We start from the raw sequence: 24356 nt of genomic DNA, 5'->3' as shown, positions 1-24356 counted from the left end.
CAGCCTGTTTGCAGTTCGTCACACAGACCCCCGACTGACGAAGTGCACCCGCATCGAACATTCGGATTTTCTCGTGAAGCGACCTCGCAAATACGGACATATGACCTATTCACACAGGTCACGGTAATGCAACATAGGAAAAGTAGACTTTTTGACACGCTGCTATGAATTGGAATGAGGACAGCATGACTTCAGCATTAGATAGGCTAAAACAGCATTCATCTATCGTCGCCGACACCGGAGATATCGAGGCAATCCGTAAACACCAACCGGAAGATGCCACCACTAACCCGTCTCTGCTTTTAAAAGCAGCCGAGATGCCTGCTTATCAGGATTATCTGAAAGCAGCCTGGGACTACGCCAAAAGTCAGCATGACGACGCGGCACAACAACTGGAACTGGCTTGTGATTACTTTGCCGTACTGATTGGTAAAGAGATTGCCAATATTGTACCTGGCTATATCTCGACCGAAGTCGATGCTCGTTTGTCGTTCGATACCGAAGCGACCATTGCCAAAGCACAGCAGTTGCTGGCGCTGTATGAGCAGCTGGGTGTCAGTAAAGACAAGATTTTAATTAAAATTGCCTCTACCTGGGAAGGCATCAAAGCCGCAGAAGCACTGGAAAAGCAAGGCGTTAAATGTAACCTGACCCTGCTATTCAGTCAGGCGCAGGCCCGTGCATGTGCCGACGCTAACGTGTTCCTGATCTCGCCATTTGTTGGCCGTATTCTGGACTGGCACGTCGCCAATGGCCTGGAAAAGCCGACTGATCCACTACAAGATCCGGGCGTACAGTCTGTACGCAGTATCTTTGAATTCTACAAACGTCATGGCTACAACACAGTGGTGATGGGAGCAAGCTTCCGTAACACTGGTGAGATTATCGCACTGACAGGCTGTGACAAGCTAACCATCAGTCCAGCACTGTTAGAAGAGCTGGGTGAGCTGCCAGCTGCTGAAGATTACCTGCTGGATAGCGAGTATGAGGTTACAGCAAAGCCTGCACCATTAAGCGAAAGCGAATTCCGCTGGTTACATAACCAGGATGCCATGGCCACTGAAAAGCTGGCTGAAGGTATTCGTGCCTTTGCTGCGGCTCAGGAAACCCTGGAAGCACGCTTCAAAGCGCTATAAGCACAAAGCATATAATGCGAAAAACGCCACCTTGTGTGGCGTTTTTTTATTCCCCGCGATTTTATTACCCAACTCACCGCCTCTCTGCTCGCCAGCGCTTTGTTTTCCTAACTTCAGCAGAACTTGAAGCAAATTTGAGCTTCATCAAACTGTCACCTGCTTTTAACCTGACGGACACATTTTTATTTTACTTTTCTCTTGTCTGTGGTATACCAGCATTACTTGAAGTGTGTTTTTCATTCAAATTGAGTAATGCGTAAACACAAATCTTTGAGGTTAGTACATCAATAGGAGAAATTCATGGATAGCCTAGACGATTTTATTTCAACACTAGAAAGTCCTGCACCAAAGAGAAGAACCTCATCTAAAGGCAAAAAAAGAAAGTGGCGCGAAATTGAAGCGCTGAAAGACAAACAACGCCTGCGTAAGGAACTGGAAGAACTGGACATATTCGCAGACAGCGTCGATCTGGACGAGCTTGACTTTATTTAACGAAAAAGGCGCATTGAGCGCCTTTTTTGTTTTTTAAATCTAAACTCAGACTTGCCAGTTGATGGGCGCTTTGCCCATGCTTTGCAATAGCGCATTGGTTTGCGAGAAGTGCTGACAGCCAAAAAAACCGCGGTGCGCTGACAGCGGAGATGGGTGAGGTGCGTGCAACACATGATGACGTTGCTGGTCAATCGCTTTGCCTTTCTTTTGCGCATGCGCGCCCCACAGCAAGAAAATAACCCCTTCGCTGTGTTGGTTAAGCTGTGCGATGACGGCATCGGTAAAGCGCTCCCAACCAAGATGCTTGTGCGAGTGTGCCTGTCCCTGTTCAACCGTCAGTACAGTATTGAGCAGCAGTACGCCCTGCTCTGCCCACGGTAGCAAGTAGCCGTGGTCAGGAATTTGAAAGCCCGGGATATCTTGTGCCAGTTCTTTGTACATGTTGGCCAGTGACGGTGGTGCCTTAACGCCTGGCAACACAGAGAAACACAGCCCGTGAGCCTGATTAGGTCCATGGTAAGGGTCCTGCCCCAGGATCACGACTTTGACCTGATCAAATGGGGTCGCCTTGAACGCCTCAAATACGTGCTCCTGAGGTGGGTAAACAGTCACGCCCTGCGCCCGACGCTCAGCAACATAGGTTAGGGTGTCCTGAAAATACGCTTGTTGTTTTTCGTGCCCGAGCACGTCACTCCAGGTTGTCATGTTTAGTTCCCAGTGGTTGTGAGTTTCTGATAGTAAGTTCGCGAAGTATCAAGTCTATCACATAATCCGCTCAGCCCTTCAAGCACCCGGCTGGTATATCGGTGCAATAAATCAGCATTCACTTCTATGTATTGCTGATGCTTGGCAGCCGGGATTTCTGGCCACTTTTGCCAGTCAATTTTTGGCTGCACTTTTTTGGACTTTTCCTGCGGGATCACTATCACCTGTGGCTTTGAATGTAGCACGTTTTCGATACTGATCTGCGGATATGCTGTGGTGGCATCGGCAAATACGTTACTGGCCCCGCACACCTCCAGGGTTTGATGGATCCAGGTGGTACCATTGACTGTCATCATAGGCGCAGGCCACAGCTGGTAAAATACCGACACTGGCGAGGCCGAGCGATAACGCTGCTGCAATTTTACCAGGCCATGCTCAAAGCGCCGAGCCACCTGCTCAGCGTTTTCTTCCAGAGCGGTTAACTGACCCAACCAGCGCAGCGCATCAGGGATCTGTTGTAAATCTTTGGTTTCGCTGTACACCACTTTGATGCCAAGTTGCTCAAGCTTATCCAGGTCGGCTTGCTGATTGCCCCCCTGCCAGGCAATCACGAGGTCGGGCGATAAAGCCAGCAGCTTCTCCAGTGCAATACCATGATAACCGCCAATACGTGGGATCTGATTGGCCTCAGCAGGAAAGTCCGCGTACTCCACGGTCCCGACGATGCGCTCCCCTGCGCCAATGGCATATAGGTTCTCGACTATATGTGGCGCCAAAGCCACAATCCGCTTGGCAGGCGACGCGGAGCTATCATCTGCGCTCGCTGATATCGCAGTCAACAAGAACACCATGTTCAGCGAGATGATAAGGACCTTGTTCATCAGAAGTCGAACCCTTTTTGTGCTTTGATCCCCGCTTCAAAAGCATGTTTCACATTGCGCACCTCACTGACGGTATCGGCCAGCTCAGTCAGGCGACGATGTGCACCACGGCCGGTGATGATCACCGACTGCATCACAGGGCGATTTTCCAGCGCCTCAATCACTTCATCCAAATCAAGATAGTCGTAGCTGACCATATAAGTGAGCTCATCCAACAGTACCAGGTCGATACTGTCATCCTGGAGCCACAGCTTTGCCTGTTGCCAGGTAGCCTGCGCCGCCTGGGTATCTGTCTCACGGTTTTGTGTCTCCCAGGTAAAGCCTGTCTTCATAACGGCAAACGGCACACCCGCACGCTCCAGCAAGTTACGCTCACCGCACTCCCACATGCCTTTAATAAACTGCACCACGGCAGCGTTCATGCCATGGCCCACACACCGGGCTACAGTGCCAAAACCTGAAGTGGACTTACCTTTGCCATTGCCGGTGATCACCTGCAAGATGCCTTTTTCTTCCTGTGCCTGCTCGATTTTGGCATCGACCTGCTCTTTCACTTTTTGCTGTCTTGCCTTGTGTTTGTCCTGATTGTGTTCGCTCATGTTGTCCTCTGTTCACTGATTGCCAGAATTTTATCTATGTCTAAATGGGTTTCGCACACATCTGACAGCCGCTCAAGTTGCTGCTCCCGGTGCTCAGCCAGATTGAATCCGCCGCCACTGTAGCGACCTTCGCTTGCCCAGTGTAGTACACAGGTTAGCCCCTCGGGACTGTCGAACAGTCCGTGCAAGTAGGTGCCTGCCAGCTGGTTGTCCTCGCTGATAAAGCCATCGGTTTTCCATCCCGATGGATGTGCGACAAACTGCAGAAATGGCCGCGCTAAAGCAGGGCCCTGACTGATCCCGCAGTGGATCTCATAGCCACTCAGAGGTGTCTGTTGTGCATTTAAAAGGCAGCTTGCCTGCACCTGAGTCAGAGTTTTACTGCGCGTCAGTTTGGTATCAAAATCCCCCAGTCCCAGGCCTTGAACAGTGCCGAGCGTCGACTCAACCTGCTCAGGGTCGTATATGTTGTTGCCCAGCATTTGAAATCCGCCACAGATCCCTAGTACCTTGCCGCCGTAACGCACATGACGTTGCAGCTCAAGGTCCCAGCCTTGTGCGCGCAAAAAGGCCAGATCATTGAGGACATTCTTACTGCCGGGAATAATCACCAAGTCGGCTGCGCCTATGGTTTCGGTGTGGCGCACATAACGCAGGTCCACTTTGGGGTCTAACCGCAGGGTATCAAAATCGGTGTGATTGCTTATATGGGCAGTAGCAGTACAGCCACTTTGACCTCAGGGCTGTCGATGCGATTGGCAATAGTCACGGCATCTTCGGCATCCAGCGCCAGGTCATGCAGGTAAGGCAGCACGCCTAATACGGGTTTACCGGTATGCTGCTCCAGCCAGTCCAAACCACTTTGCAGTAAGGCTATATCGCCGCGAAAACGGTTGATCACAAACCCCTTTACCAGGGATTGCTCATATTCACTTAGCAGCGCCAGGGTGCCAACCAGATGAGCAAACACACCGCCCTTATCGATATCCGCAATGATGATCACCGGGCAATCCACCTCACAGGCGAACCCCATATTGGCGATGTCATTTTCCCGCAGGTTGATTTCTGCCGGGCTACCGGCCCCTTCTACCACACACAGTGCATACTGTTCGCTGAGCCTTTGATGTGAGGTCAGTACCGCCTGCATCGCAACTTTTTTGTAGTCGTGATAGCCCGCCGCTTCCATGTTACTCAGTGCACGACCGTGTACGATTACCTGCGCGCCGGTATCTGAATTCGGCTTAAGTAAGATGGGGTTAAGGTCGGTACTGAGCGGTACCTTGGCGGCCATGGCCTGTAACGCCTGAGCCCGGCCAATTTCGCCACCATCTGGCGTGACCGCACTGTTGAGTGCCATATTTTGCGGTTTAAACGGGACTACCTCAATGCCACGGCGCTGTAATGCCCGGCACAAGCCCGCTACCAGCGTGCTTTTACCCGCATCAGAGGTGGTGCCCTGCACCATTAACGTATTCATATATCGCCTCCTTTAAGCGCCAGTGGCAATCCCGCCATCACAAAATCGACTTTATCCGCCAGCGCGGCAATGTCTTGATGTAACCAGCCAGCTTCATCAACAAAACGGCGGCTTAACTCGCCAAGCGGCACTATGCCGTGGCCCACTTCATTGCTGATCAGAATAATCTGTGCATGGCTGGATTTCAGGGCACTCAGCAGCGCCGCCCGCTTGTGTTGAAATGCCGAGCTGCTGTAGTCGCACAGTGCGGTGGTCAGCCATAACGTCAGGCAGTCAACCAACACGCCATCATCGGGGCCAAGTGTGCTCAGGACCTGATCCAATGCCCAGGGCTCCTCGATTAGCCGCCAGTGCCTGGTGCGCGTTGCCTGATGGTGGGCGATCCGCGCGGCCATTTCCTCATCCCCAGGGCGTGCCGTGGCCACATAAATTAGCCGGGTAACTTTGCCATCCCTAAGCCAGCGCTCGGCTCTTTGTTCACCTAACCTGCTTTTTCCCGAACGGGCTCCGCCGAGGATCAATTCCACCCGCCCTGTCATAACCAGACGCCCAGACAAAATAGATACACGACCACCTCACCCAGTTGCTGCGCCGCGCCCAGACAGTCTCCGGTATACCCACCGAGCTGACGCTTAAACCAGTAAATACAAATCGTGCGGCATAGCCAGAGTACACCAAGCAGCACGATGCTTTGCCATAACGTGAACAGCCCGGCTATCCAGCTCACTATCAGCAAGCTCAGCCCACAAACGTAGAGTAACTGCTTACTTTCATGGGCAAGAAACTGGGCAACCGGCTTTACTTTACTTTGCGCATCCGCCTGCACATAGTCCAGTTTACCGATCAGGCTGGTCGCCATAGCCCGGCTCAGGCCATGGGCAAGAATGAGCGCACCGCAGACATACTGGGCGCGCTCACTCAGTGCCAGTAAAGCCTGATATTTGCTAAGCAGCAAGATAGTCAATGCGGCAGCACCATAAGTGCCAAGGCGGCTGTCTTTCATAATGGCCAGCTTGTCGGCCACGCTCCAGCCGCCCCCAAAGCCATCCCAGACATCGGCAAAGCCATCTTCATGGAATGCGCCGGTGATCAGCAGTCCGCCGCCAAGCGTGAGCAATACCGCCATGCCTTCGGGCAAGAAGCTGCTCAGCACTAAGTAGATAAGGGCCAGCAGAGCACCCAGTAACACGCCAACCCAGGCAAAGTAGCCACTGGCCTGGTTAATATCCTGACTGCAGACCTCGCCCGTCACTTTAACGGGAATACGGGTCAGAAAAATCACCGCCAGTTTAAATTGTCTCAGCGCATTCATGAGGTTTCGACCACCTGAGTGACGGCCGCAGCTTCGAAGCTGGCCATCTGATAATAAAACGCCAGCGCACTTTGACACAGGGGTAAAGCCAGTGCGGCACCGGTGCCCTCACCAAGTCGCATGTTCAGGTTCAACAGCGGCTCAACATTGAGCCAGTTCAGCATCGCCTGATGCCCCTGCTCACCCGAGCAATGGGCAAAAACCATATAATCTTTACACGCAGGGGCAATCCGATAAGCCAGCATGGCCGCGACTGTCGCAATAAAGCCGTCCACCAGAACGATCTTCTGAGCACGGGCAATCTCCAGCATGGCGCCGACCATCTGACATATTTCAAACCCACCTAAACGGCGCAATACTTCACGTGGCTCATGTAATGCTTCACGATGTAATCGCAAAGCCTGCTCGATAAGTTGTTGCTTTTTCGCTACCACCTCGTCGCTGACGCCGGTGCCTCGCCCGACTGTTTCAGCACTTGTCAGCCCGCTCAGGGCAGAAAAAATGGCCGCCGCCGCGGTGGTATTGCCGATCCCCATTTCGCCCAATGCAAATAAGTTAGTGCCTGATACCAGTGCAGGCTTTACCGCTTCTTGACCCAATGCCAGCCCTTGCTCGAGCTGCGCTTCATTCAGTGCGGGTTCAAGGTGCAAAGGCCGGGTGATATTACCAAGGCGCTGTGACACCACATTCAGCTCGGGCGCCGGTGGCGTTAAAATACCACAGTCAATCACACTCAGTTGCCAACCTAGCTGAGCGCACAAGACATTAATGGCCGCGCCACCAGTGGCAAAGTTAGCCACCATCTGCGCTGTCACCTCGCTGGGTGCAATGGAAACGCCCTCCCCAGCAATGCCATGATCGCCCGCGAAGATCAGCATCTGAGGCCGTACAATATCTGGTCTTTCGCTTTCAAGCTGACTGCGCTCCATGCCCTGACTTAAAATCGTGACCAGCTGATGTGCCAGCGTTTCGAGCTTGCCTAACGCGCCCTGAGGCTTAGTCTTCATATCTATGGTGTGCTGAATATGCGCATCATGCTGGCGGTTGAGTTGTGGGATCATAAAGTCTCCGGTTAGATCAGATGCTGGCGGCGCGCTTTTTGGCGATTAACAGCGATAAGAAAAACACGCTGCCAATCGCTGAGGTGATCACCCCAATCGGCAGCTCCTGATTGTCTATCAGGGTACGAGCGAGTACATCGACCCACAACATCATGAGTCCACCAGATAAGGCCGTCGCTAACATACCCGCTGTGCGAACTTGAGAGATAAAAAAGCGCACGATATGGGGGATCATCAGGCCCACAAAGCCGACACCACCACAGGCCGCGACAATCACGGCCGTTAACATCGACGCCAAGATCAGCATGCCCAGCCTGAGCCGGTGGACGTTGATCCCCAGCGTCACCGCGCTCTCATCTCCAACCAGCAAGGCATTCAGGCTGCGGCGCATTAACAGCATGAGGGTACACCCCAGCGAGACAACCAAAGCGGGTAACCACAACCATTGCCAGTCTGCGCGGCTGAAACTACCCAGGCTCCAGAATATAATCGCGCTGATGGCCTGCGGATCGCTCCAGTACAACAGCAAACTGGTAAAGGCAGAGAATAAAAAGGTCAAAGCGACGCCCGACAACAGCATGTTTTCAACCAGGGCGGTGCCTTTGTGAAAGGCAATCAGCAGCAACAAACTCATAGCCACAGCGCTGCCTGCAAACGCAGCGCCGGACAACGCCAGCGCACTTTGCACACCAAACAGCGCTACCAGCAACACCACACCAAATGAGGCACCAGAGGAAATGCCAAACAAGTAAGGATCGGCCAATGGGTTTCGGGTGACCGTTTGCAGAATGAGCCCGGCAATGGCCAGCCCGGCACCGGCGAAGAATGCCAGTAAAGTGCGGGGTAATCGCAGCTCAACCACAATTTTCTGGCTCAGTATGCTGCTATCATAGTTACTCAGAGCCTGCCAGACTTCACCCCAGCTCAGAGAAACTGCGCCGACAGACAGCGCACTGAGCAGGCTGAACATGCAGGCCAAAATGAGACCCAGTATCAGTAAAACCTTCATAGCTGATACCCATAATGATAACGAATATGGGGCACACCCGGTGCGCTGCTGTGGAGTCCGGGTACCGTTTCTACTTCGGCACACACCCCAAAAATATCGCTGAGTAAGTCGGGGGTTATGATATCCAGAGGTGTGCCCTGAGCCATCAGCTTACCTTGTGCCAGTACCAGCAACTCATCGCTGAGCGCAGCCGCCAGGTTTAGGTCGTGAAAAGAAGCAATCACTGTCACCCCCATGGCTTTAGCCAGCTCCATGATTTGGATCTGGTATTTCACATCGAGATGGCTGGTTGGCTCGTCCATGATTAACAACTCAGGTTGCTGGACCATGGCCCGCGCTATCATTGCTCGTTGTTTTTCGCCACCGGAAAGAGAATCAAACTGCTGCTGCGCCTTGTGGCTCAGGCCCACACGCTCAATGGCTTCTAAAATACGCTGCTTATCGTCGGCATTGACTGTGCTAAAGAGGGTTTTATGTGGTGTGACCCCCATCGCCACCACCTCAAACAGCGCCAGGTTAAACTGACTGGGGATCTCCTGTAAAACAACCGCAACCTGACGCGCATAAGCCCGGCGCGGATAGTCAGACACAGGTTTACCCGCATAGTGAATTTCGCCTTCAGTCTGATCCCAGTAGCGATACAAGCAGCGTAATAAGCTGGATTTTCCCGCCCCGTTTGGCCCAATCAGACCAATAAACTGACCGCGCGAAATAGCAAAATTTAATCCGCTCAGCACAGGCTTGTTGCCGAGGTTCAGGCTCAGGTTGTGCACGGAGATTTGTGGTGAACTCATACCGCCTCAAATACGGACGGCAGCAGAGCTGGCCACTCGTATTGCTACGACTGGCCTTCTGTACTGACTTAAGTGCGCCCGCTTAAGTGTAGGTATTGGCCTTGGTATCTGGCTTCAGACTAATACCAATTTAACTTAATACCTGTTCAATTTGACGGAGCAAATATGACGCTAACGGCGTTAAAAATTTTTTATTTAGAACAACTAAATAAAAAATTTTTGCCTCGCCTATATGGACATAGGTGCCTCAGCGATAGCAGGACGCGTGAGCGGTGTTATCGACCCTATTTTCTCGCCTCAAAATAGAACACTTAATTAAGCAAATTGGTATAAAAGTCCATTACAGTTGCGGGACAGCTGAGGGTTTACACCTCATTCCCAATGACTGCCAATACAATACGATTCTAGATTTAACGCCTATTATGAAGTCCAGACGTCTAAAACACAACTTTCGGCCAGGCACGACCGGTGTCATCATAGAAGACATTTACTTTAATCACTTTGGCATAGCCTATCTCCAGTCGAGATAAATGCGTATCAAAGCCCTCAGGCAAGCCTAACCAGGTTGCCAGCAATTGTTTAATCACGCCCGCATGGGTGACAATGGCGGTGTTCTGGGGTGAGGGCGTTGTTATCAACTGCTGCCACCAGTCACTTAAGCGCATGTGAAATACTGACATCGGTTCACCGTTAGGTGGCGTATGCTGCCACGGGCTCTGCCAGAAATCCCCAATACCGGGCGACTGCGTTGACTGCCAGAGCACCTCATAGCTTTGTCCGTCCCAGTCACCAAAGTCCATTTCACTGAGCCTGGGGTCAACCTGTAATGTCAAACCAGTTGATTCACAAAACGCGCGCGCCACTGTCTGACACCGCTGCAGCGGAGAACTAATTACCTGTGAAATGGCATCACAAGCCTGCAGTTGGGCATACACCTGCTCATTACCCGATACACTTGCCGGCATATCTGTGCGCCCGAGCAAGCGACCAGTTTCAAGCGGCTCACCATGGCGAATAAAATACAAGGTTTGTTGCATGGGCTTATAGCTCTGTTACTTGGGGGCCTGAAACGCAAAAACGCAAGCCTGAGCTTGCGTTTTCGATGGGTTCAATGGGTTAGAGAATCTGATTCTCTTTCCACATTTGCTCTTTCTTAAGACGCTTCTTACGTTTGTCGCACGGGTCGTCACAATCACAGATCTTGTCGATGCCCATGGAGCCCAGTCCACCACAACTACTGGCCATTGATTTCTTCTGTACTATAACGCCTACCGCCATTGCAACGGCGATCAACAACAGCAATCCGAAGGTAAGTAAAAATAGTGACATCTCAGGCCCCTTTTGCATATTCATCCACAGGTGTGGATGTGTGACGGTGAATTGTGCTCATTATATAACTAAACGCGCTTAAGTTGAAACGTTCGCGACACAGATCCGCTTATAAATAAGGCTTGAATGCACTGCTGGCATACACCTTCAGACCATCATCACTTTTGCTGATCAAGTAGACCGCTAAGTCGTGTAGCTCGGCGTAGGCTCTGGCGCGTTCAGTCCCCATCACGGTTAGCGCTGTCGCGAGTCCATCGGCTGTCATCGCAGAAGGGTGTAATACCGTCACAGACACCAGATCGTGTTTGACAGGTTTACCTGTACCCGGATCGATCAGGTGGGTAAAGGTCTCACCATCCATTTCATAAAAAATACGATAATCGCCTGACGTCGCCACACTGTTCTTACCCGGCTCAATCACTTTGTGAATTTGTCTTTGTCCAACCGGTGCATCCGGCTTCTCAATAGCGATGCGCCAGGGCTCATCACCCGGCTTAGTACCCGATAATCTCAGCTCACCCCAATTTCCACCATATAGTTAGTGATACCGTGAGACTCGATGAGTTCGGCCACTTTGTCTATGCCATAGCCCTTTGCGGTTGCTGAAAAAGACAGCTCCAGGTGATCCAGAGTTTTTGCCAGGCCCGCATCGGTTAAAATGAGCTTATCCAGTCCAATTTCCTCACGCATTTGCGCCAGTTGTTGATCAGAAGGTCGCTTGGTTGGGCGTTTGTCCGGGCCAAATCCCCATAAATCAATGAGCGGCCCCATGGTTACATCCAGAGTTTCAGTAGACTGGCCCAGACGAATGGACTCAGCCACCACCTTTCTGAAGTCCTCACTGACAGGCATGACCTGGTTAGCGGCCAGGCGGTTAAACTGGTTGATTTCAGAATCCGGTATATAGGTCGACATAGACTGGTTCACCGCTTTCAGTGCCGCTTCTACGTCTGTATGTAACTGCGCTTCTGTCAGTGTGGTGTTCTCTGCAAACGCTTTGATATTGTAGGTTGTGCCCATCGTACTACCCTGTAGCACAATGGGCTCTGCTGGTTTATTTGCCTGGCCACATGCCACAAGCAGCATGCTCAATAAAAAAACTAAACAAAACTGGCTCTGTCTTAGCATCAGTGTCATCCCTTGTATTTCAATTGCCAGTAACCCCCGCCTGGTGCGGAGCATTACCCATAAAAAAAGCCCCTCAGCATAACTGCTAAGGGGCTTCTATTTTATCTTAAAAACCACTTTAAGATCATATGTATTTCAGCTTAACCACCGAAGTCATCAAGCAGGATGTTTTCATCTTCAACACCCAGGTCTTTCAGCATGTTGATAACCGCCGCGTTCATCATCGGTGGTCCACACATGTAGAATTCACAGTCTTCTGGTGCTTCATGATCTTTCAGGTAGTTTTCATAAAGTACGTTGTGAATGAAGCCTGTGTAGCCTTCCAGTTATCCTCAGGCTGAGGATCAGAAAGTGCAACATGCCACTGGAAGTTATCGTTGTCAGCCTGCAGGCCGTCGAAGTCTTCCACGTAGAACATTTCACGCTTAGAACGTGCACCGTACCAGAAAGACATCTTACGATCAGAGTTAAGACGCTTAAGCTGGTCGAAAATGTGTGAACGCATTGGCGCCATACCCGCACCACCACCAACGAAGACCATTTCCGCATCAGTGTCTTTCGCGAAGAATTCACCGAATGGACCAGAAATCGTGACTTTGTCGCCTTCTTTCAGTGACCAGATGTACGATGACATCTTACCACAAGGCAGGCTCAGGTTATTAGGCGGCGGAGTTGCGATACGTACATTCAGCATGATGATGCCGTACTCTTCCGGGTAGTTCGCCATTGAGTATGCACGGATTGTCTCTTCGTCTACTTTAGACTCCAGCTTGAAGAAGCCAAAACGCTCCCAGTCCGGACGATATTCTTCAGGAATATCAAAGTCTGCGTACTTAACATGGTGTGCAGGCGCTTCAATCTGGATGTAACCACCCGCGCGGAAAGGTACAACCTCACCGTCAGGAATAGCCAGTTTAAGCTCTTTGATGAAGGTTGCTTTGTTATCGTTAGAGATAACAGTACATTCCCACTTCTTCACACCGAAGATTGAATCTTCAACTTCAATCTCCATGTCTGTTTTAACAGCAACCTGACACGCCAAACGACAGCCTTCACGGGCTTCACCTTTAGTGATGTGATCAAGTTCAGTTGGTAGAATATCACCACCACCAGAGTGAACGTGGACGCGACACTGACCGCATGAACCACCGCCACCACAGGCTGATGAAATGAAGATGCCAGCATCAGCCAGTGAGCCTAACAGCTTACCGCCTGGTGCAGATTTAATTGCTTTTTCAGGATCGCCATTAATGCCGATCATGATGTCACCGCTAGGTACCAGCTTAGATTTCGCTGCAATGATGATAAGTACCAACACCACAACGATAGCGATGAACATACTTACACCTAATACAATAGTTTCCATCGTATAGTTTCCTCGCTACCTTAAAGTGAAATACCAGAGAATGACAGGAAGCCAAAGCCCATCAGACCTACCGTGATAAAGGTAATACCCAGACCACGTAAACCATCAGGAATATCAGCATACTTCATTTTCTCGCGAAGACCTGCTAACAATACGATAGCAAGCGCCCAGCCCACACCAGAACCTAAGCCAAAGACCACTGACTCACCAAAGTTCAGGTTACGCTCAACCATGAAAGATACCGCACCAAAGATCGCACAGTTAACCGTGATCAAAGGCAGGAAGATACCCAGAGCGTTGTATAGTGCCGGGAAGAACTTGTCCAGTGTCATTTCAAGGATCTGTACAAGTGCCGCGATTACACCGATAAATGTCAGGAACTTCAGGAAGCTTAAGTCAGCTTCTGGGAAACCTAACCACTCAAGTGCGCCCGGTGCCAGGATAGCGTGATAAACCACGTTGTTGACTGGTACAGCAACGCCCAGTACGAAGATTACCGCAACACCCAGACCGAATGAGGTAGTTACTTTCTTAGATACCGCCAGGAAAGTACACATCCCCAGGAAGAAAGATAGCGCTAAGTTTTCAACGAAAACCGCTTTTACAAATAAACTAAGATAATGTTCCATCTCTCTCCCCTTATGCCTTAGCTTCTACTTGGTCTTTCTTCCAGGTACGTAGTGCCCAGATGAATGCACCTACCAGGAAGAACGAGCTAAATGGCATAACCAACAGACCCATAGGCTGGTACCAACCGCCGTTAGAGATCAGTGGCAGTATTTCAACACCGAACAGTGCACCAGCACCGAACAGCTCACGTACAAAGCCAATCGCGATCAGGACAACTGAGTAACCAAGACCGTTACCGATACCATCCAGGAATGACATCAGAGGTGGCGACTTCATTGCATAGGCTTCTGCACGACCCATTACGATACAGTTGGTAATGATCAGACCAACGAATACCGTCAGTTCTTTTGCCGTGGCATACACAAATGCCTGAAGTACCTGGTCAACAACGATAACCAGAGACGCGATGATGGTCATCTGAACGATGATTCGTACACTTGACGGAATGTGGTTACGGATCATAGAGATGAACAAGCTTGAGAACGCAGTTACCACAGTCAATGCAATTGACATGATCAGTGCGTTTTTCAGGCTTGATGTTACTGCCAGCGCAGAACAGATACCCAGTACTTGCAGTGCAATTGGGTTATTTGCGAAGACAGGTCCAAACAGGACTTGCTTCATTTCTTTTGAGTTTGCCATTAGTTCAATGCCCCTTCACGTACTTTCGCAAGGAATGGACCAAACGCATCGTCGCCTGTCCAGAACGTAAATGTATTTTCAACACCGTTAGACGTTAACGTTGCACCAGACAGACCATCTACTTTATGCACATCGTTACCTGCTGTGCCTTTCACTACGTCGATTGGTAGCTTCTTGCCTTCCCAGGTTGCAGTCCACTTAGGATTCTGGATTTCACCACCCAGACCCGCAGTTTCAGTGTGCTGGTAGAATTTGATTGCCTGAATAGTTTCGCCGTCCAGGTCCAATGCTACAAAGCCGTACATGATACCCCAAAGACCGTAACCCTGAATTGGCAGGATCACAGACTCAAATTTACCATTGCTATTCTTAGCAAGGTAAACCGGAGACTCAGTCGTCATACGCTGAACGCCCGCAACGTCTTTTGCTTTTGGTAGAGCAACACTGCGCGCCGCGTCGAACTTAGTCATAGTGAAATCGAATGAGTTAGGATCTGTGTCTACAAACTCACCGGTCTTCATATCTACAACGCGTGCGTCGATCACTTGGTTGTAGGTTTCTGACACGTTTTCAACGTTCTCAACGCCAGCAGCTGCCAAAATGTTGCGCTGCACGTCTTCGATTTTGTTTGCCTGTTGTAGTGGGCGAAGCTGTACTGCCGCAAACGATACGACAACCGCACACACTAAACATAGGCCAACAACAACGCCTAGCGTTTTGCCGATAGATTCATTGTTACTAGACACGTGCTAATCTCCTCTTCACATTTGACTGCACAACCATGTGGTCGAAAAGTGGTGCGAACAGGTTTGCGAATAGAATTGCCAACATCATACCTTCTGGGTATGCCGGGTTAACAACACGGATAAGCACAACCATTACACCAATCAATGCACCATATGCCCACTTACCTTTGTCTGTGAAAGACGCAGATACCGGGTCGGTTGCCATGAAGAACATACCGAATGCAAAACCACCCAGTACTAAGTGCCAGTGCCAAGGCATAGCAAATACTGTGTTAGTGTCTGAGCCGATCATGTTCAGCAGCATAGACATCACGACCATACCCAGGAAAGTACCCAAGACAATGCGCCACGATGCGATGCGAACATAAATAAGGAACAAACCACCAATCATGATAGCCAGTGTAGAAGTTTCACCTACTGAACCTTGAATAAAGCCGTAGAATGCGTTCCACCACAGTACCATGTTGTCATAATCAAGCGCGCCTGTTGCAGCCTGACCCAGGTAAGTTGCACCTGAGAAAGAGTCTACCGCTGTCCATACTGTGTCACCTGAGATGTCACCTGGGTATGCGAAGAACAGGAATGCACGACCAGCCAGTGCCGGGTTCAGGAAGTTACGGCCTGTACCACCGAATACTTCTTTTGCCACTACCACACCGAAGGTGATACCCAGCGCAACTTGCCATAGCGGAATCGTCGCAGGCAGGATCAGGGCAAACAGTACTGATGTTACGAAGAAACCTTCATTTACTTCGTGCTTACGCACTGAGGCAAATAGTACTTCCCAAAAACCACCAACAACAAATACAGTGGCGTAAATCGGCAGGAAGAAACAGGCCCCGTAGAACATTTTCGCGCCCCAGCCAGAATCAGCCGAAAGCTCACCGCCAAACAGCTGGAATAGCGCCGCCTGCCAAGTGTTTGCAATTTCAAAACCATTGCCCAGCGCGATAGCTGCTTGGTGACCAATGTTGAACATACCGAAGAACATAGCTGGGAATGTCGCCATCCATACCAAGATCATGATACGTTTCAGGTCGATATTATCACGTACGTGAGTGCCGCCTTTGTTGACATAACCAGGCGTGTAGAAAACAGTTGCAACTGCTTCGTACAGGGCATACCACTTCTCGTGTTTACCGCCAGGTTCAAAGTGAGGTTCAATGTCTTCTAAAAATTTCTTTAAGGCCATTTTAACCTTCCTTCTCGATTGTAGTCAGGCAATCACGCAAGATTGATCCATAGTCGTATTTGCCTGGACAAACGAAAGTACACAACGCCAGATCTTCTTCATCCAGCTCTAGCGCACCCAGTGAAATCGCGCTGTCCAGATCACCAGAGATCAGGTCACGCAACAACAGAGTTGGCAGGATATCAAGCGGCATTACACGCTCATAGTTACCAATTGGCACCATCGCACGCTTTGAGCCACCGGTAGAGGTAGTCATCTTGAACAGACGGCTTGGCGCAAAGTGAGAAATGAAGGTACGGGTTACAGAGAACTTAGTACTACCTGGTGCGATCCAGCCAAACAGCTCTTTTTCGCGACCTTCAGACAACGCAGAAACCTGTACATGGTAACGACCCAGGTAAGCATGAGGACCAGTGGCTGTTTTACCAGCTAACACAGAGCCAGAAATGACCCGGTTTTCACCATCTTCAAGTTCACCTGCAACTAAATCGGTTAACGACGCACCAACTTGAGTCTTAACAAGACGCGGGTTCTTCACACTCGGACCAGCCAAAGCAACAACACGATCTGAGTAGACTTCACCGCTTAGGAATAGCTTACCGAAAGCAATCACATCCTGGTAACCCAGGTGCCATACTTGCTTGTTAGCGCCAACAGCATCAAGATTGTGAATGTGTGTACCAACCAGACCAGCAGGGTGAACACCCGCAAACTCATGTACTTCTACCTGAGAAAGCGAAGAGCTCGGCACCTTGCTGCCAGCTTGCTTACAAACAAACACTTTGCCATCAGTCAGACGCGAAACCACAGCCAGACCAGCCTCAAACGCTTCCACGTTTTCAGCGATCACAACAGCAGGATCCGCAGCTAGAGGGTTAGTGTCAATTGCGGTAACAAAGATCGAGCTTGGCGACGCGCTAGGTACTGCTACACGACTGAAAGGACGTGCACGCAACGCTGGCCATTGACCCGATTCGATCAGCACTTCTTTCACCTTTTCGCGATCCAGGTTGCCGAGTTCAGCAGCCGGGAACTTTTCAAAAGTGATTTGCTCATCGCCCTGTACTTCAATCACAACGGACTGAAGAACACGCTTGGCTCCACGGTTAATTTCTTTAACTACACCAGAGGCTGGCGCAGTAAACTTGACGCCAGGATTCTTTTTGTCTTCAAAAAGAACTTGGCCTTTCTTGACTTGGTCATCCACACGGACTCGCATGGTTGGACGCATACCAATAAACTCTTCACCCAACACAGCTACTCGTTTGACAGCAGAACCATCATGAATAACTTGCTGTGGTGCGCCCTCTATGGGTAAGTCCAGACCTTTTTTTATGTTGATCATACGCACTTGCATTACATTAACGGAAAGAAATTGATAAATCTTTACTTACCACGGCACTATTCTCTGAGTTGTATTGGAGTCAAAGAGCTGGCACAACATACACAAAGTCGGGCCAACCTGTCCGCAACGGGAAACGAGCACCGTGGTATATAGTCCTTACATATTTCCGCAATTTTAACATTAATCGTACTGACTATGCGAGTGGAAATATGAAAATAATACGACTTAACAATGGATTTAGTTCATTGGGCATCACTGCAAGAATTTAAATATAGACCAAAGTGGTATTGATGAAAAACGAAAGGCAAACCGGGAAGGGATTTTCTCTACTGTGGGCACAAATGAAAACGGGCGAACTACACGAATTCGCCCGTCTGTCGGTTAGATTAGGTGATTAATCTTAACCACAGAATTGACGTCTGCGTCATAGTCAACTGACTCAATGCCGAAGCCAAACAGCTTCAGAAATTCATTGTGATAACCAACGTAATCTGTCAGCTCATCAATACTGTCGGTGTCTACTTTATCCCAGATCACTTTGATGCGTGCCTGTACACCGTCTTCCAGTTCTTTATAGTTCTGGAACAGGTGGCCGCCTTCGTCAAAACGTGGCGTCTCACCGTACAGATTTTCGCTAAACAAACCTTGGATCTGCTCGATAGTCCCCTCGTAAGTGCCATCTTCTTTGGTTACTCGGAACAGCGTAGAGATGTACAAAGGCATTATAGGAATAGCCGAGCTCGCCTGAGTTACCACAGCATTTAATGACGCCACGTAAGCTTCACCATTTAACGCTTTGGTTGAGGCTTTGATAGCGTCAGCCGCACGATCCAAGTCTTCTTTGGCTTTACCTATAGTCGCATGACCGTAAATAGGCCAGGTCAGTTCTTTACCAATATACGTGTATGCCGACGTTTTGAATCCCTCAGCCAGTACATTCGCTTCTTTCAGCGCTTCCAGCCACAATTCCCAGTCTTCGCCGCCCATCACTTTAACGGTGTTCGCGATTTCTTCCTCATTCGCTGCTTCCACAGTCACTTCGTCGATGATCCGCTTGGAGGTATTAAGGTTTTTGGTTGTGATTGTCTGACCAATTGGTTTAAGTACCGATGAAAAGGTCTCGCCCGACTTAGGGTCGGTACGGCGCGGAGATGCCAGACTGTAGATAATCAAGTCTACTTTGCCCATCTCGGCTTTGATGGTTTCAACTGCCTTGGCTTTTAATTCATCTGAGAAAGCATCGCCGTTGATGTTCTTTGACCACAGGCCAGCTTCATCAGCCGCCTGCTGAAATGCTGCTGTGTTATACCAGCCAGCAGAAGCCGTTTTTTTCTCTGTACCTTCTTTCTCGAAGAAGATGCCTAAAGTTTTTGCACCAGCACCGAATGCAGCAGTGATACGAGAGGCCAGACCATAGCCGGTCGATGCACCGATCACCAACACATTTTTAGGACCATTATTGATTGGGCCCTGAGCCTTAACATAAGCAATTTGTTCTTTTACGTGCTCAGCACAGCCCACTGGATGGGCATTAGTACAGATAAAACCACGGATCTTAGGTTTGATGACCATGTCTATTCCTACATATTCTGTATTATGAAAACCGCGTTAGTTTAAATGCAGATCCTGAAAATACAGGTCTGATCACTCGCTGTCGAATTTTGAACCGCCCAGGCAGCTCGGTGAATCTGGCACTTCGCCATGTTGCTCGGCATATTCTTCCGGAGTATAAGTGTGGATCGCCAGCGCATGAATATGATTTGCCAGCTCCTCCTTTAATACCTCGTTGATCAAACGGTGGCGCTGTAACAGGCGCTGTCCGGCAAACTTGTCGCTGACCACAATCACTTTAAAGTGTGACTCACTGCCTCGGCTGTGCATATGGCTTTCATTGAGAACATTAAGGTGTTTGCACGCAATGGCATCGGCGAGTTTGCTGTAGATTTGTTGTTGCATTGACATAACTCACTCCCAGTACGGAGAAAATTTAGCGCATACTATACGCATTTATACGCCATTAACCAACTGTTCTGAACGTCAGGTTGATCCTGCCCTGAGTTACCCGCGCTTGTTTGGGTAGTGCATGCTGATAGTCATGCTGGCTACGGCCCGTCATTAATAGCCCAGAACCGGTTGGCAGGGGCAGCGTCACTGTCTCACGTGTCTGTTTGTGGCGAATTTTAAAAGCGCGTGTTGCGCCCAGCGATAAGGAAAAAATCGTCGGGTTGAGGCCCAGCTCAGCTTCATCATCGCTATGCCAGCCCATGCTGTCTTGGCCGTCGCGGTACCAATTAACCAACAGAGCATTAAAGTCCTGCCCATACTCACGTTCCAGGCGAGAGCGCATTGCTCTGAGCACTTCTGGCCAGGGGGTGTTATTGAGTTGAGTGCCCGAATATCCGTATGATACCGACGGCTCAGCGATAAAGCACTGGAGCCTGGGAATTGGTGAGGTTCGACCAAAAAGTGTGATATTGGGCTGCTGCCAGTTAAGCGTTGTCGCCAAATGTTCATACAGCGACAAACTTTTCTCAAACCCGATACAAGCGGGCAAAAACTTAAAGCCTGGCGGCAATTGCGGCGTTTGCCCGGGCAAACATTCTTTGTTCAGTCTCGACATGCTATATTACGTGTTCTGTTAGTTTTGCCAACACTTTGCAAAGTGTTAGCACCAACCATGAGTGAGATTAACCCCGTCATGATCACCGACGCTGTACTGGCCGGCACGGCTCTGACCCTGCATCGTTTTCCCCTTGAGCAAAAAAACCGCAGCCTGCAAGCCTGGGATGCGGCCGACGAATACTTGCTGGACCATATTACCACAGCCTACCCGGATGCACGCGACATCCTGATCCTCAATGATGCCTTTGGGGCATTAAGCTGTACGCTGGCAGCACAACTGAAAGATCACCCGCAGTGGCAGATCACACAGGTGAGTGACTCATTCGTGGCCCAGCAAGCAACGTGCCATAACCTGGCTGAAAATCAGCTGGACTGGATACAGGGCGACGCTAAATTCACCCAGCTGGATAGTCTGGCTGACTTGCCAAAGCAGTGCGATCTGATTTTAATAAAGGTGCCAAAAAATGCAGGACTACTGCAACATCAGCTATCCCAGCTTAGTCACCTCGCTCCGGGGATACCCGTTGTAGCAGCAGGTAAAGCCAAAGAAATCCATACTTCTACACTGAAAAGCTTTAGCCACTTTTTGCAACAGCCGACCACCAGCCTGGCGGTTAAGAAATCTCGCCTGATCTTCTGTGCCACCACTGGTAAACCCGTAACTGACAAGTTCCCGGTCAGCTGGTCTCTGGAAAACTCGCCCTTCACAATTCACAACCATGCCAATGTATTTTCCCGGGATTCACTGGATATCGGCGCACGCTTTTTTATGAATTACCTGCCAGCGGGCAAGAAGCCATTGCGGGTGATAGATTTGGGCTGTGGTAACGGTGTGATCGGACTGCAAACTTTGGCACGTATGCCAAATGCGCAAGTGACCTTTGTGGACGAGTCTGCCATGGCGGTGGCCAGTGCCAAAGAGAACGTCAGGTTTAATTTGCCAGACAGGCTGGCAGATTGTCAGTTTACCCAAAATGACTGCCTCAGTGATTTTACATCAAATACTACAGATCTGGTGTTGTGTAACCCCCCCTTTCATCAGGCGCAGGCAATCACCGACCACATCGCCTGGCAGATGTTTTTGCAAGCCAAGCACACTCTAAAAAATGGCGGTGAGCTTAGGATCATTGGCAATCGCCACCTTGATTACCTTGATAAGTTGCAGCGTCTGTTCGGGAATTGTAAGGTGATAGGCAATAATAAAAAGTTTACGGTACTCAGTTCTATTAAAAGGAGCTAATCATGCGTTTAGCATTTTCTGCCACCCTCTTTGGTGCAGCAATCACACTACTGGCTGGATGTAGTAGTGCCCCCAAATCTGTGATCCTTAATCCCAGTTATCAGGGCGGCAATATAAGCCAGTTATCCACTACAATGGCAATTAAGGTTGTCGACAACCGTACCACTAAATTTACCATTAAAGTACTGGAACAAGAGCCCGCTGTTTATCTGCCAAATGCGGATTTGCCAGTCACTTTAACCAAGCTGCTTTCTCAGGCTCTGGAAGCCAACGGCGTTACGCTGGCACAACACAGTGACACTCAGCTGACACTGCGAATTCGTACCTTTGTCGCCAAGGTTGATGAATCTCTCAGTCGTCACGAAAGCACGGCAAATGCGGATTTTGTTGTCGAAGTAGTCAAAGGGCAGCGAACCTTTTCAAAACCTTTCAATGGCGAAGCGCAATTCAGTAAACCGCTGAAACATGACCAGTCTCAAGTTGAGGGACAATTAAACCGCCTCGCCGAGCAGGTGATCACGCGCTTGCTGTCGGATAAAGAATTGATCAACTTTTTGCAACAATAAAAAGGTCTCGCTATGCTTCGTACCCTTATTCTGTTCATGTTGGCATTGGTGAGCTGTTTCTCATTTGCAAACAATAAAGAAGGACGTTTCGTCCAAAAAGACAATCTTTTTCCTAAAGTTCAGATCAACACCTCTTTGGGTAAAGTGATCGTCGAACTGGACCGCTCCCGTGCTCCAATCACAGTTAATAACTTTCTGACCTATGTGATCAACGGAGATTACAAAGGCTCTGTTTTTCACCGCGTTGAACGGGATGACGCGAACGAGCGGGATTTTGTTATCCAAGGTGGTGGCTATGATAAAGACTATGATGGCATGTTTGAGCGTCCGGCTATTTTTAACGAAAGTGGCAATGGCCTGAAGAACAATATGTACACCATAGCAATGGCCTACCAGGACAATAAACCACACTCAGGTACGCGTCAGTTTTTCTTTAACATGGATGACAACGACCATCTTAACCCAGGACGCGGATGGGGCTTTGCGGTGTTCGGTAGCGTATCCGATGGCTTTGACACGCTGGACAAAATCATGCAAGTCGAAACCGACTACAATAAAAAGCTGGGTTACACCTTTATCCCCAAAGTACCCGTGATCATCCATAGCATTGAAATGCTGCCGGAAGAGACCTTCGAATAACCACTTACCTCGTATCGCCCAGCACAAGGCGGGCGATACCATGTTGGAAAACACTATGATTATATCTTCCAGCCTGCGTGACTATGCCAGCTACTATCGGGATAAGCGCTTGCTCACCGTATTTGCATTTGGGGTTAGCCAGGGCTTTCCCTGGGTGCTCATTGGTTCAGTGATGTCTGCCTGGCTCAAAGATGAGGGTCTGAGCCGCAGTATGATAGGCTTGTTTGGTATCGTGTTCAGTGCCTACACCATCAACTTTTTATGGTCTCCCCTGCTGGATCGGGTTCGTCTGCCATTGCTGACTCAGTGGCTGGGGCAAAGGCGTAGCTGGATAGCAGCCGGGCAACTGATTGTTGCACTGTCAGCACTGGCGTTAAGTCAGGTCGACCTGAAAGCGGATCTTTATCAGGCTGCATTATTGTGTTTCATTATTGCTCTGAGTGCGGCTACCCATGATATTGCAATAGACGCTTATCGGATTGACATCCTTCCCCCAGAAGAGAGTGAAAAATCTACCGCCGCGGCCGCCATGGCGACGTCCGGGTGGTGGAGTGGATACGCCCTGCTAGGTGCTATTCCGTTTTTTGCGGCGGATTTGCCCGGAGTAAGCTGGGCCGACATCTACGCATTACTGGCCATAATCATGGTGGCTTTGTTTTTCATCACACTGACAGCACAAGAACCTCAGTCTCATCGTGAGCACACCCAACAACAGCTACAGGCACAATATCAATCAAGGCTGGCCGGGCTGGATCACAGCAGGCTACAACGCATTCTCGCGTGGCTTGCCGTCACACTGGTAGAGCCGTTTCGCAGTTTCTTCAATCGCAATGGCGTAAAAGCCGCTTTGGCATTGCTGGCATTCATCTTTTTGTTCAAAATCGGCGAAGCCTTTTTGGCCCGTATGTCTATCGTTTTCTACAAAGAAGTTGGCTTTACTAACAGTCAGATAGCTCAATATTCAAAGCTCGGAACCGGTCTTATCACGATTGTTTTTGCGTTTTTGGGCAGTATCTTTAACCACAAATATGGCATCGTAAAAGGGCTGTTTATCAGTGGTGTTGCAATGGCTGCCTCCAACCTGATGCTCTCCTGGATTGCCATTGCGGGACCAAAGGAGCATTTATATGCCCTTGCAATCGTGATCGATGGCTTTACTCAGGCCTGGTCACTGGTAGCTATGGTGGCATTCATTTCAATGCTCTGCGACCGCGCTTTCAGCGCAACCCATTACGCCCTTCTGGCATCACTGGGGAGTCTGGGAAGAACGGTGCTATCCAGTTACAGTGGTGTCGTTATTGATGATTGGTTAGGTGGCAATTGGGCAGTGTTTTTCGCGCTGACGGCTTTGATGGTTGTACCGTCTCTGGTGTTCTTGTATGCCATTCGTCACAAGCTCTACGAGATAGAGCAAAACTATCATAGTCAGGGTAAGTAACGACGGA

General features: G+C 49.8%; 24 protein-coding genes and 3 pseudogenes. 6 read left to right on the top strand and 21 right to left on the bottom strand.

Annotated elements, in window-relative coordinates:
* Positions 1–185 precede the first annotated feature (185 nt).
* Both tal and ELR70_RS08800 read left to right on the top strand, forming a co-directional pair.
* Complete coding sequence (gene tal, locus ELR70_RS08805) at positions 186–1136, top strand: transaldolase (RefSeq protein WP_054014662.1); 951 nt, start codon at positions 186–188, stop codon at positions 1134–1136.
* Between the two features lie 300 nt (positions 1137–1436).
* A complete protein-coding gene (locus tag ELR70_RS08800; protein ID WP_054014615.1) occupies positions 1437–1628 on the top strand; it encodes a DUF3545 family protein in 192 nt (63 codons plus the stop codon).
* Positions 1629–1673: 45 nt separating this feature from the next.
* Here ELR70_RS08800 and ung read toward each other — a convergent pair whose 3' ends face one another.
* The 21 genes and pseudogenes from ung to ELR70_RS08695 all read right to left on the bottom strand — a co-directional run bounded on the left by ung (position 1674) and on the right by ELR70_RS08695 (position 20464).
* Entirely contained in the window at positions 1674–2333 is a 660-nt protein-coding gene (gene ung, locus ELR70_RS08795) for a uracil-DNA glycosylase (protein WP_054014614.1), read from the bottom strand.
* 2 nt (positions 2334–2335) lie between these two features.
* A complete protein-coding gene (locus ELR70_RS08790) occupies positions 2336–3214 on the bottom strand; it encodes a cobalamin-binding protein (protein WP_082353143.1) in 879 nt (292 codons plus the stop codon).
* Positions 3214–3813, bottom strand: a complete 600-nt coding sequence (cobO, locus tag ELR70_RS08785; protein ID WP_054014613.1) for a cob(I)yrinic acid a,c-diamide adenosyltransferase — start codon at positions 3811–3813, stop codon at positions 3214–3216. Before cobO ends, ELR70_RS08790 begins: the two co-directional genes overlap by 1 nt.
* A pseudogene (locus ELR70_RS08780) lies at positions 3810–5290 on the bottom strand (cobyric acid synthase). Before ELR70_RS08780 ends, cobO begins: the two are co-directional and overlap by 4 nt.
* A complete protein-coding gene (cobU, locus tag ELR70_RS08775) occupies positions 5287–5829 on the bottom strand; it encodes a bifunctional adenosylcobinamide kinase/adenosylcobinamide-phosphate guanylyltransferase (RefSeq protein WP_054014611.1) in 543 nt (180 codons plus the stop codon). Before cobU ends, ELR70_RS08780 begins: the two are co-directional and overlap by 4 nt.
* A complete protein-coding gene (locus ELR70_RS08770) occupies positions 5826–6602 on the bottom strand; it encodes an adenosylcobinamide-GDP ribazoletransferase (RefSeq protein WP_054014610.1) in 777 nt (258 codons plus the stop codon). The genes cobU and ELR70_RS08770 overlap by 4 nt, the downstream gene beginning before the upstream one ends.
* Positions 6599–7663 (bottom strand): nicotinate-nucleotide--dimethylbenzimidazole phosphoribosyltransferase, encoded by a 1065-nt coding sequence (cobT, locus tag ELR70_RS08765; RefSeq protein WP_054014609.1) that lies wholly within the window; start codon positions 7661–7663, stop codon positions 6599–6601. Before cobT ends, ELR70_RS08770 begins: the two co-directional genes overlap by 4 nt.
* A gap of 16 nt (positions 7664–7679) precedes the next feature.
* Positions 7680–8672: an iron ABC transporter permease gene (locus tag ELR70_RS08760; protein WP_054014608.1), complete on the bottom strand. Its 993-nt coding sequence runs from the start codon at positions 8670–8672 to the stop codon at positions 7680–7682.
* Complete coding sequence (locus ELR70_RS08755; protein ID WP_054014607.1) at positions 8669–9466, bottom strand: ABC transporter ATP-binding protein; 798 nt, start codon at positions 9464–9466, stop codon at positions 8669–8671. The genes ELR70_RS08760 and ELR70_RS08755 overlap by 4 nt, the downstream gene beginning before the upstream one ends.
* A gap of 437 nt (positions 9467–9903) precedes the next feature.
* Positions 9904–10503, bottom strand: coding sequence for a histidine phosphatase family protein (locus tag ELR70_RS08750; protein WP_054014606.1), 600 nt, complete (start codon positions 10501–10503; stop codon positions 9904–9906).
* A 79-nt stretch (positions 10504–10582) separates the two neighbouring features.
* Positions 10583–10795 (bottom strand): (Na+)-NQR maturation NqrM, encoded by a 213-nt coding sequence (nqrM, locus tag ELR70_RS08745; protein WP_046003082.1) that lies wholly within the window; start codon positions 10793–10795, stop codon positions 10583–10585.
* Positions 10796–10904: 109 nt separating this feature from the next.
* Positions 10905–11881, bottom strand: a pseudogene (locus ELR70_RS08740) (FAD:protein FMN transferase).
* 182 nt (positions 11882–12063) lie between these two features.
* Positions 12064–13289 (bottom strand): annotated as a pseudogene (gene nqrF / locus ELR70_RS08735) (NADH:ubiquinone reductase (Na(+)-transporting) subunit F).
* A 20-nt stretch (positions 13290–13309) separates the two neighbouring features.
* Positions 13310–13918 carry an NADH:ubiquinone reductase (Na(+)-transporting) subunit E gene (gene nqrE, locus ELR70_RS08730; protein ID WP_049864589.1) on the bottom strand — a complete coding sequence of 203 codons (609 nt, stop codon included), beginning with the start codon at positions 13916–13918 and terminating at the stop codon, positions 13310–13312.
* A gap of 10 nt (positions 13919–13928) precedes the next feature.
* Positions 13929–14561, bottom strand: a complete 633-nt coding sequence (locus tag ELR70_RS08725) for an NADH:ubiquinone reductase (Na(+)-transporting) subunit D (protein WP_054014604.1) — start codon at positions 14559–14561, stop codon at positions 13929–13931.
* Positions 14561–15307: a Na(+)-translocating NADH-quinone reductase subunit C gene (locus ELR70_RS08720; protein ID WP_054014603.1), complete on the bottom strand. Its 747-nt coding sequence runs from the start codon at positions 15305–15307 to the stop codon at positions 14561–14563. The genes ELR70_RS08725 and ELR70_RS08720 overlap by 1 nt, the downstream gene beginning before the upstream one ends.
* The gene (locus ELR70_RS08715; protein ID WP_054014602.1) at positions 15300–16499 is read right to left on the bottom strand and encodes an NADH:ubiquinone reductase (Na(+)-transporting) subunit B; all 1200 of its coding nucleotides are present in this window, start codon (positions 16497–16499) and stop codon (positions 15300–15302) included. The genes ELR70_RS08720 and ELR70_RS08715 overlap by 8 nt, the downstream gene beginning before the upstream one ends.
* A 1-nt stretch (position 16500) precedes the next feature.
* Entirely contained in the window at positions 16501–17844 is a 1344-nt protein-coding gene (locus tag ELR70_RS08710) for a Na(+)-translocating NADH-quinone reductase subunit A (protein WP_054014659.1), read from the bottom strand.
* 381 nt (positions 17845–18225) lie between these two features.
* On the bottom strand, positions 18226–19416 hold the full coding sequence (fabV, locus tag ELR70_RS08705) for an enoyl-ACP reductase FabV (protein WP_054014601.1): 1191 nt from the start codon (positions 19414–19416) through the stop codon (positions 18226–18228).
* A gap of 72 nt (positions 19417–19488) precedes the next feature.
* The gene (locus ELR70_RS08700; protein ID WP_054014600.1) at positions 19489–19806 is read right to left on the bottom strand and encodes a BolA/IbaG family iron-sulfur metabolism protein; all 318 of its coding nucleotides are present in this window, start codon (positions 19804–19806) and stop codon (positions 19489–19491) included.
* Positions 19807–19861: 55 nt separating this feature from the next.
* The gene (locus tag ELR70_RS08695; protein ID WP_054014599.1) at positions 19862–20464 is read right to left on the bottom strand and encodes an alpha-ketoglutarate-dependent dioxygenase AlkB; all 603 of its coding nucleotides are present in this window, start codon (positions 20462–20464) and stop codon (positions 19862–19864) included.
* A gap of 78 nt (positions 20465–20542) precedes the next feature.
* On the opposite strand from ELR70_RS08695, the gene ELR70_RS08690 reads away from it, so the two are divergent.
* Genes ELR70_RS08690 through ELR70_RS08675 form a run of 4 tightly spaced genes read left to right on the top strand, consistent with a single transcriptional unit; the run spans position 20543 to position 24349 of the window.
* The gene (locus tag ELR70_RS08690) at positions 20543–21706 is read left to right on the top strand and encodes a methyltransferase (protein ID WP_054014658.1); all 1164 of its coding nucleotides are present in this window, start codon (positions 20543–20545) and stop codon (positions 21704–21706) included.
* Positions 21707–21708: 2 nt separating this feature from the next.
* Positions 21709–22272, top strand: a complete 564-nt coding sequence (locus tag ELR70_RS08685; RefSeq protein WP_054014598.1) for a YajG family lipoprotein — start codon at positions 21709–21711, stop codon at positions 22270–22272.
* A gap of 36 nt (positions 22273–22308) precedes the next feature.
* Positions 22309–22911 (top strand): peptidylprolyl isomerase, encoded by a 603-nt coding sequence (locus ELR70_RS08680; RefSeq protein ID WP_054014657.1) that lies wholly within the window; start codon positions 22309–22311, stop codon positions 22909–22911.
* A 55-nt stretch (positions 22912–22966) separates the two neighbouring features.
* Positions 22967–24349 carry an MFS transporter gene (locus tag ELR70_RS08675; RefSeq protein ID WP_054014656.1) on the top strand — a complete coding sequence of 461 codons (1383 nt, stop codon included), beginning with the start codon at positions 22967–22969 and terminating at the stop codon, positions 24347–24349.
* The last annotated feature ends 7 nt before the right edge of the window (positions 24350–24356 follow it).

It is taken from the genome of Pseudoalteromonas sp. R3 (assembly GCF_004014715.1).
In the GTDB taxonomy this organism is placed as follows: domain Bacteria; phylum Pseudomonadota; class Gammaproteobacteria; order Enterobacterales; family Alteromonadaceae; genus Pseudoalteromonas.
Note: the sequence above shows the minus strand (reverse complement) of the source record. Positions and strands in the feature narration are given on the sequence as shown.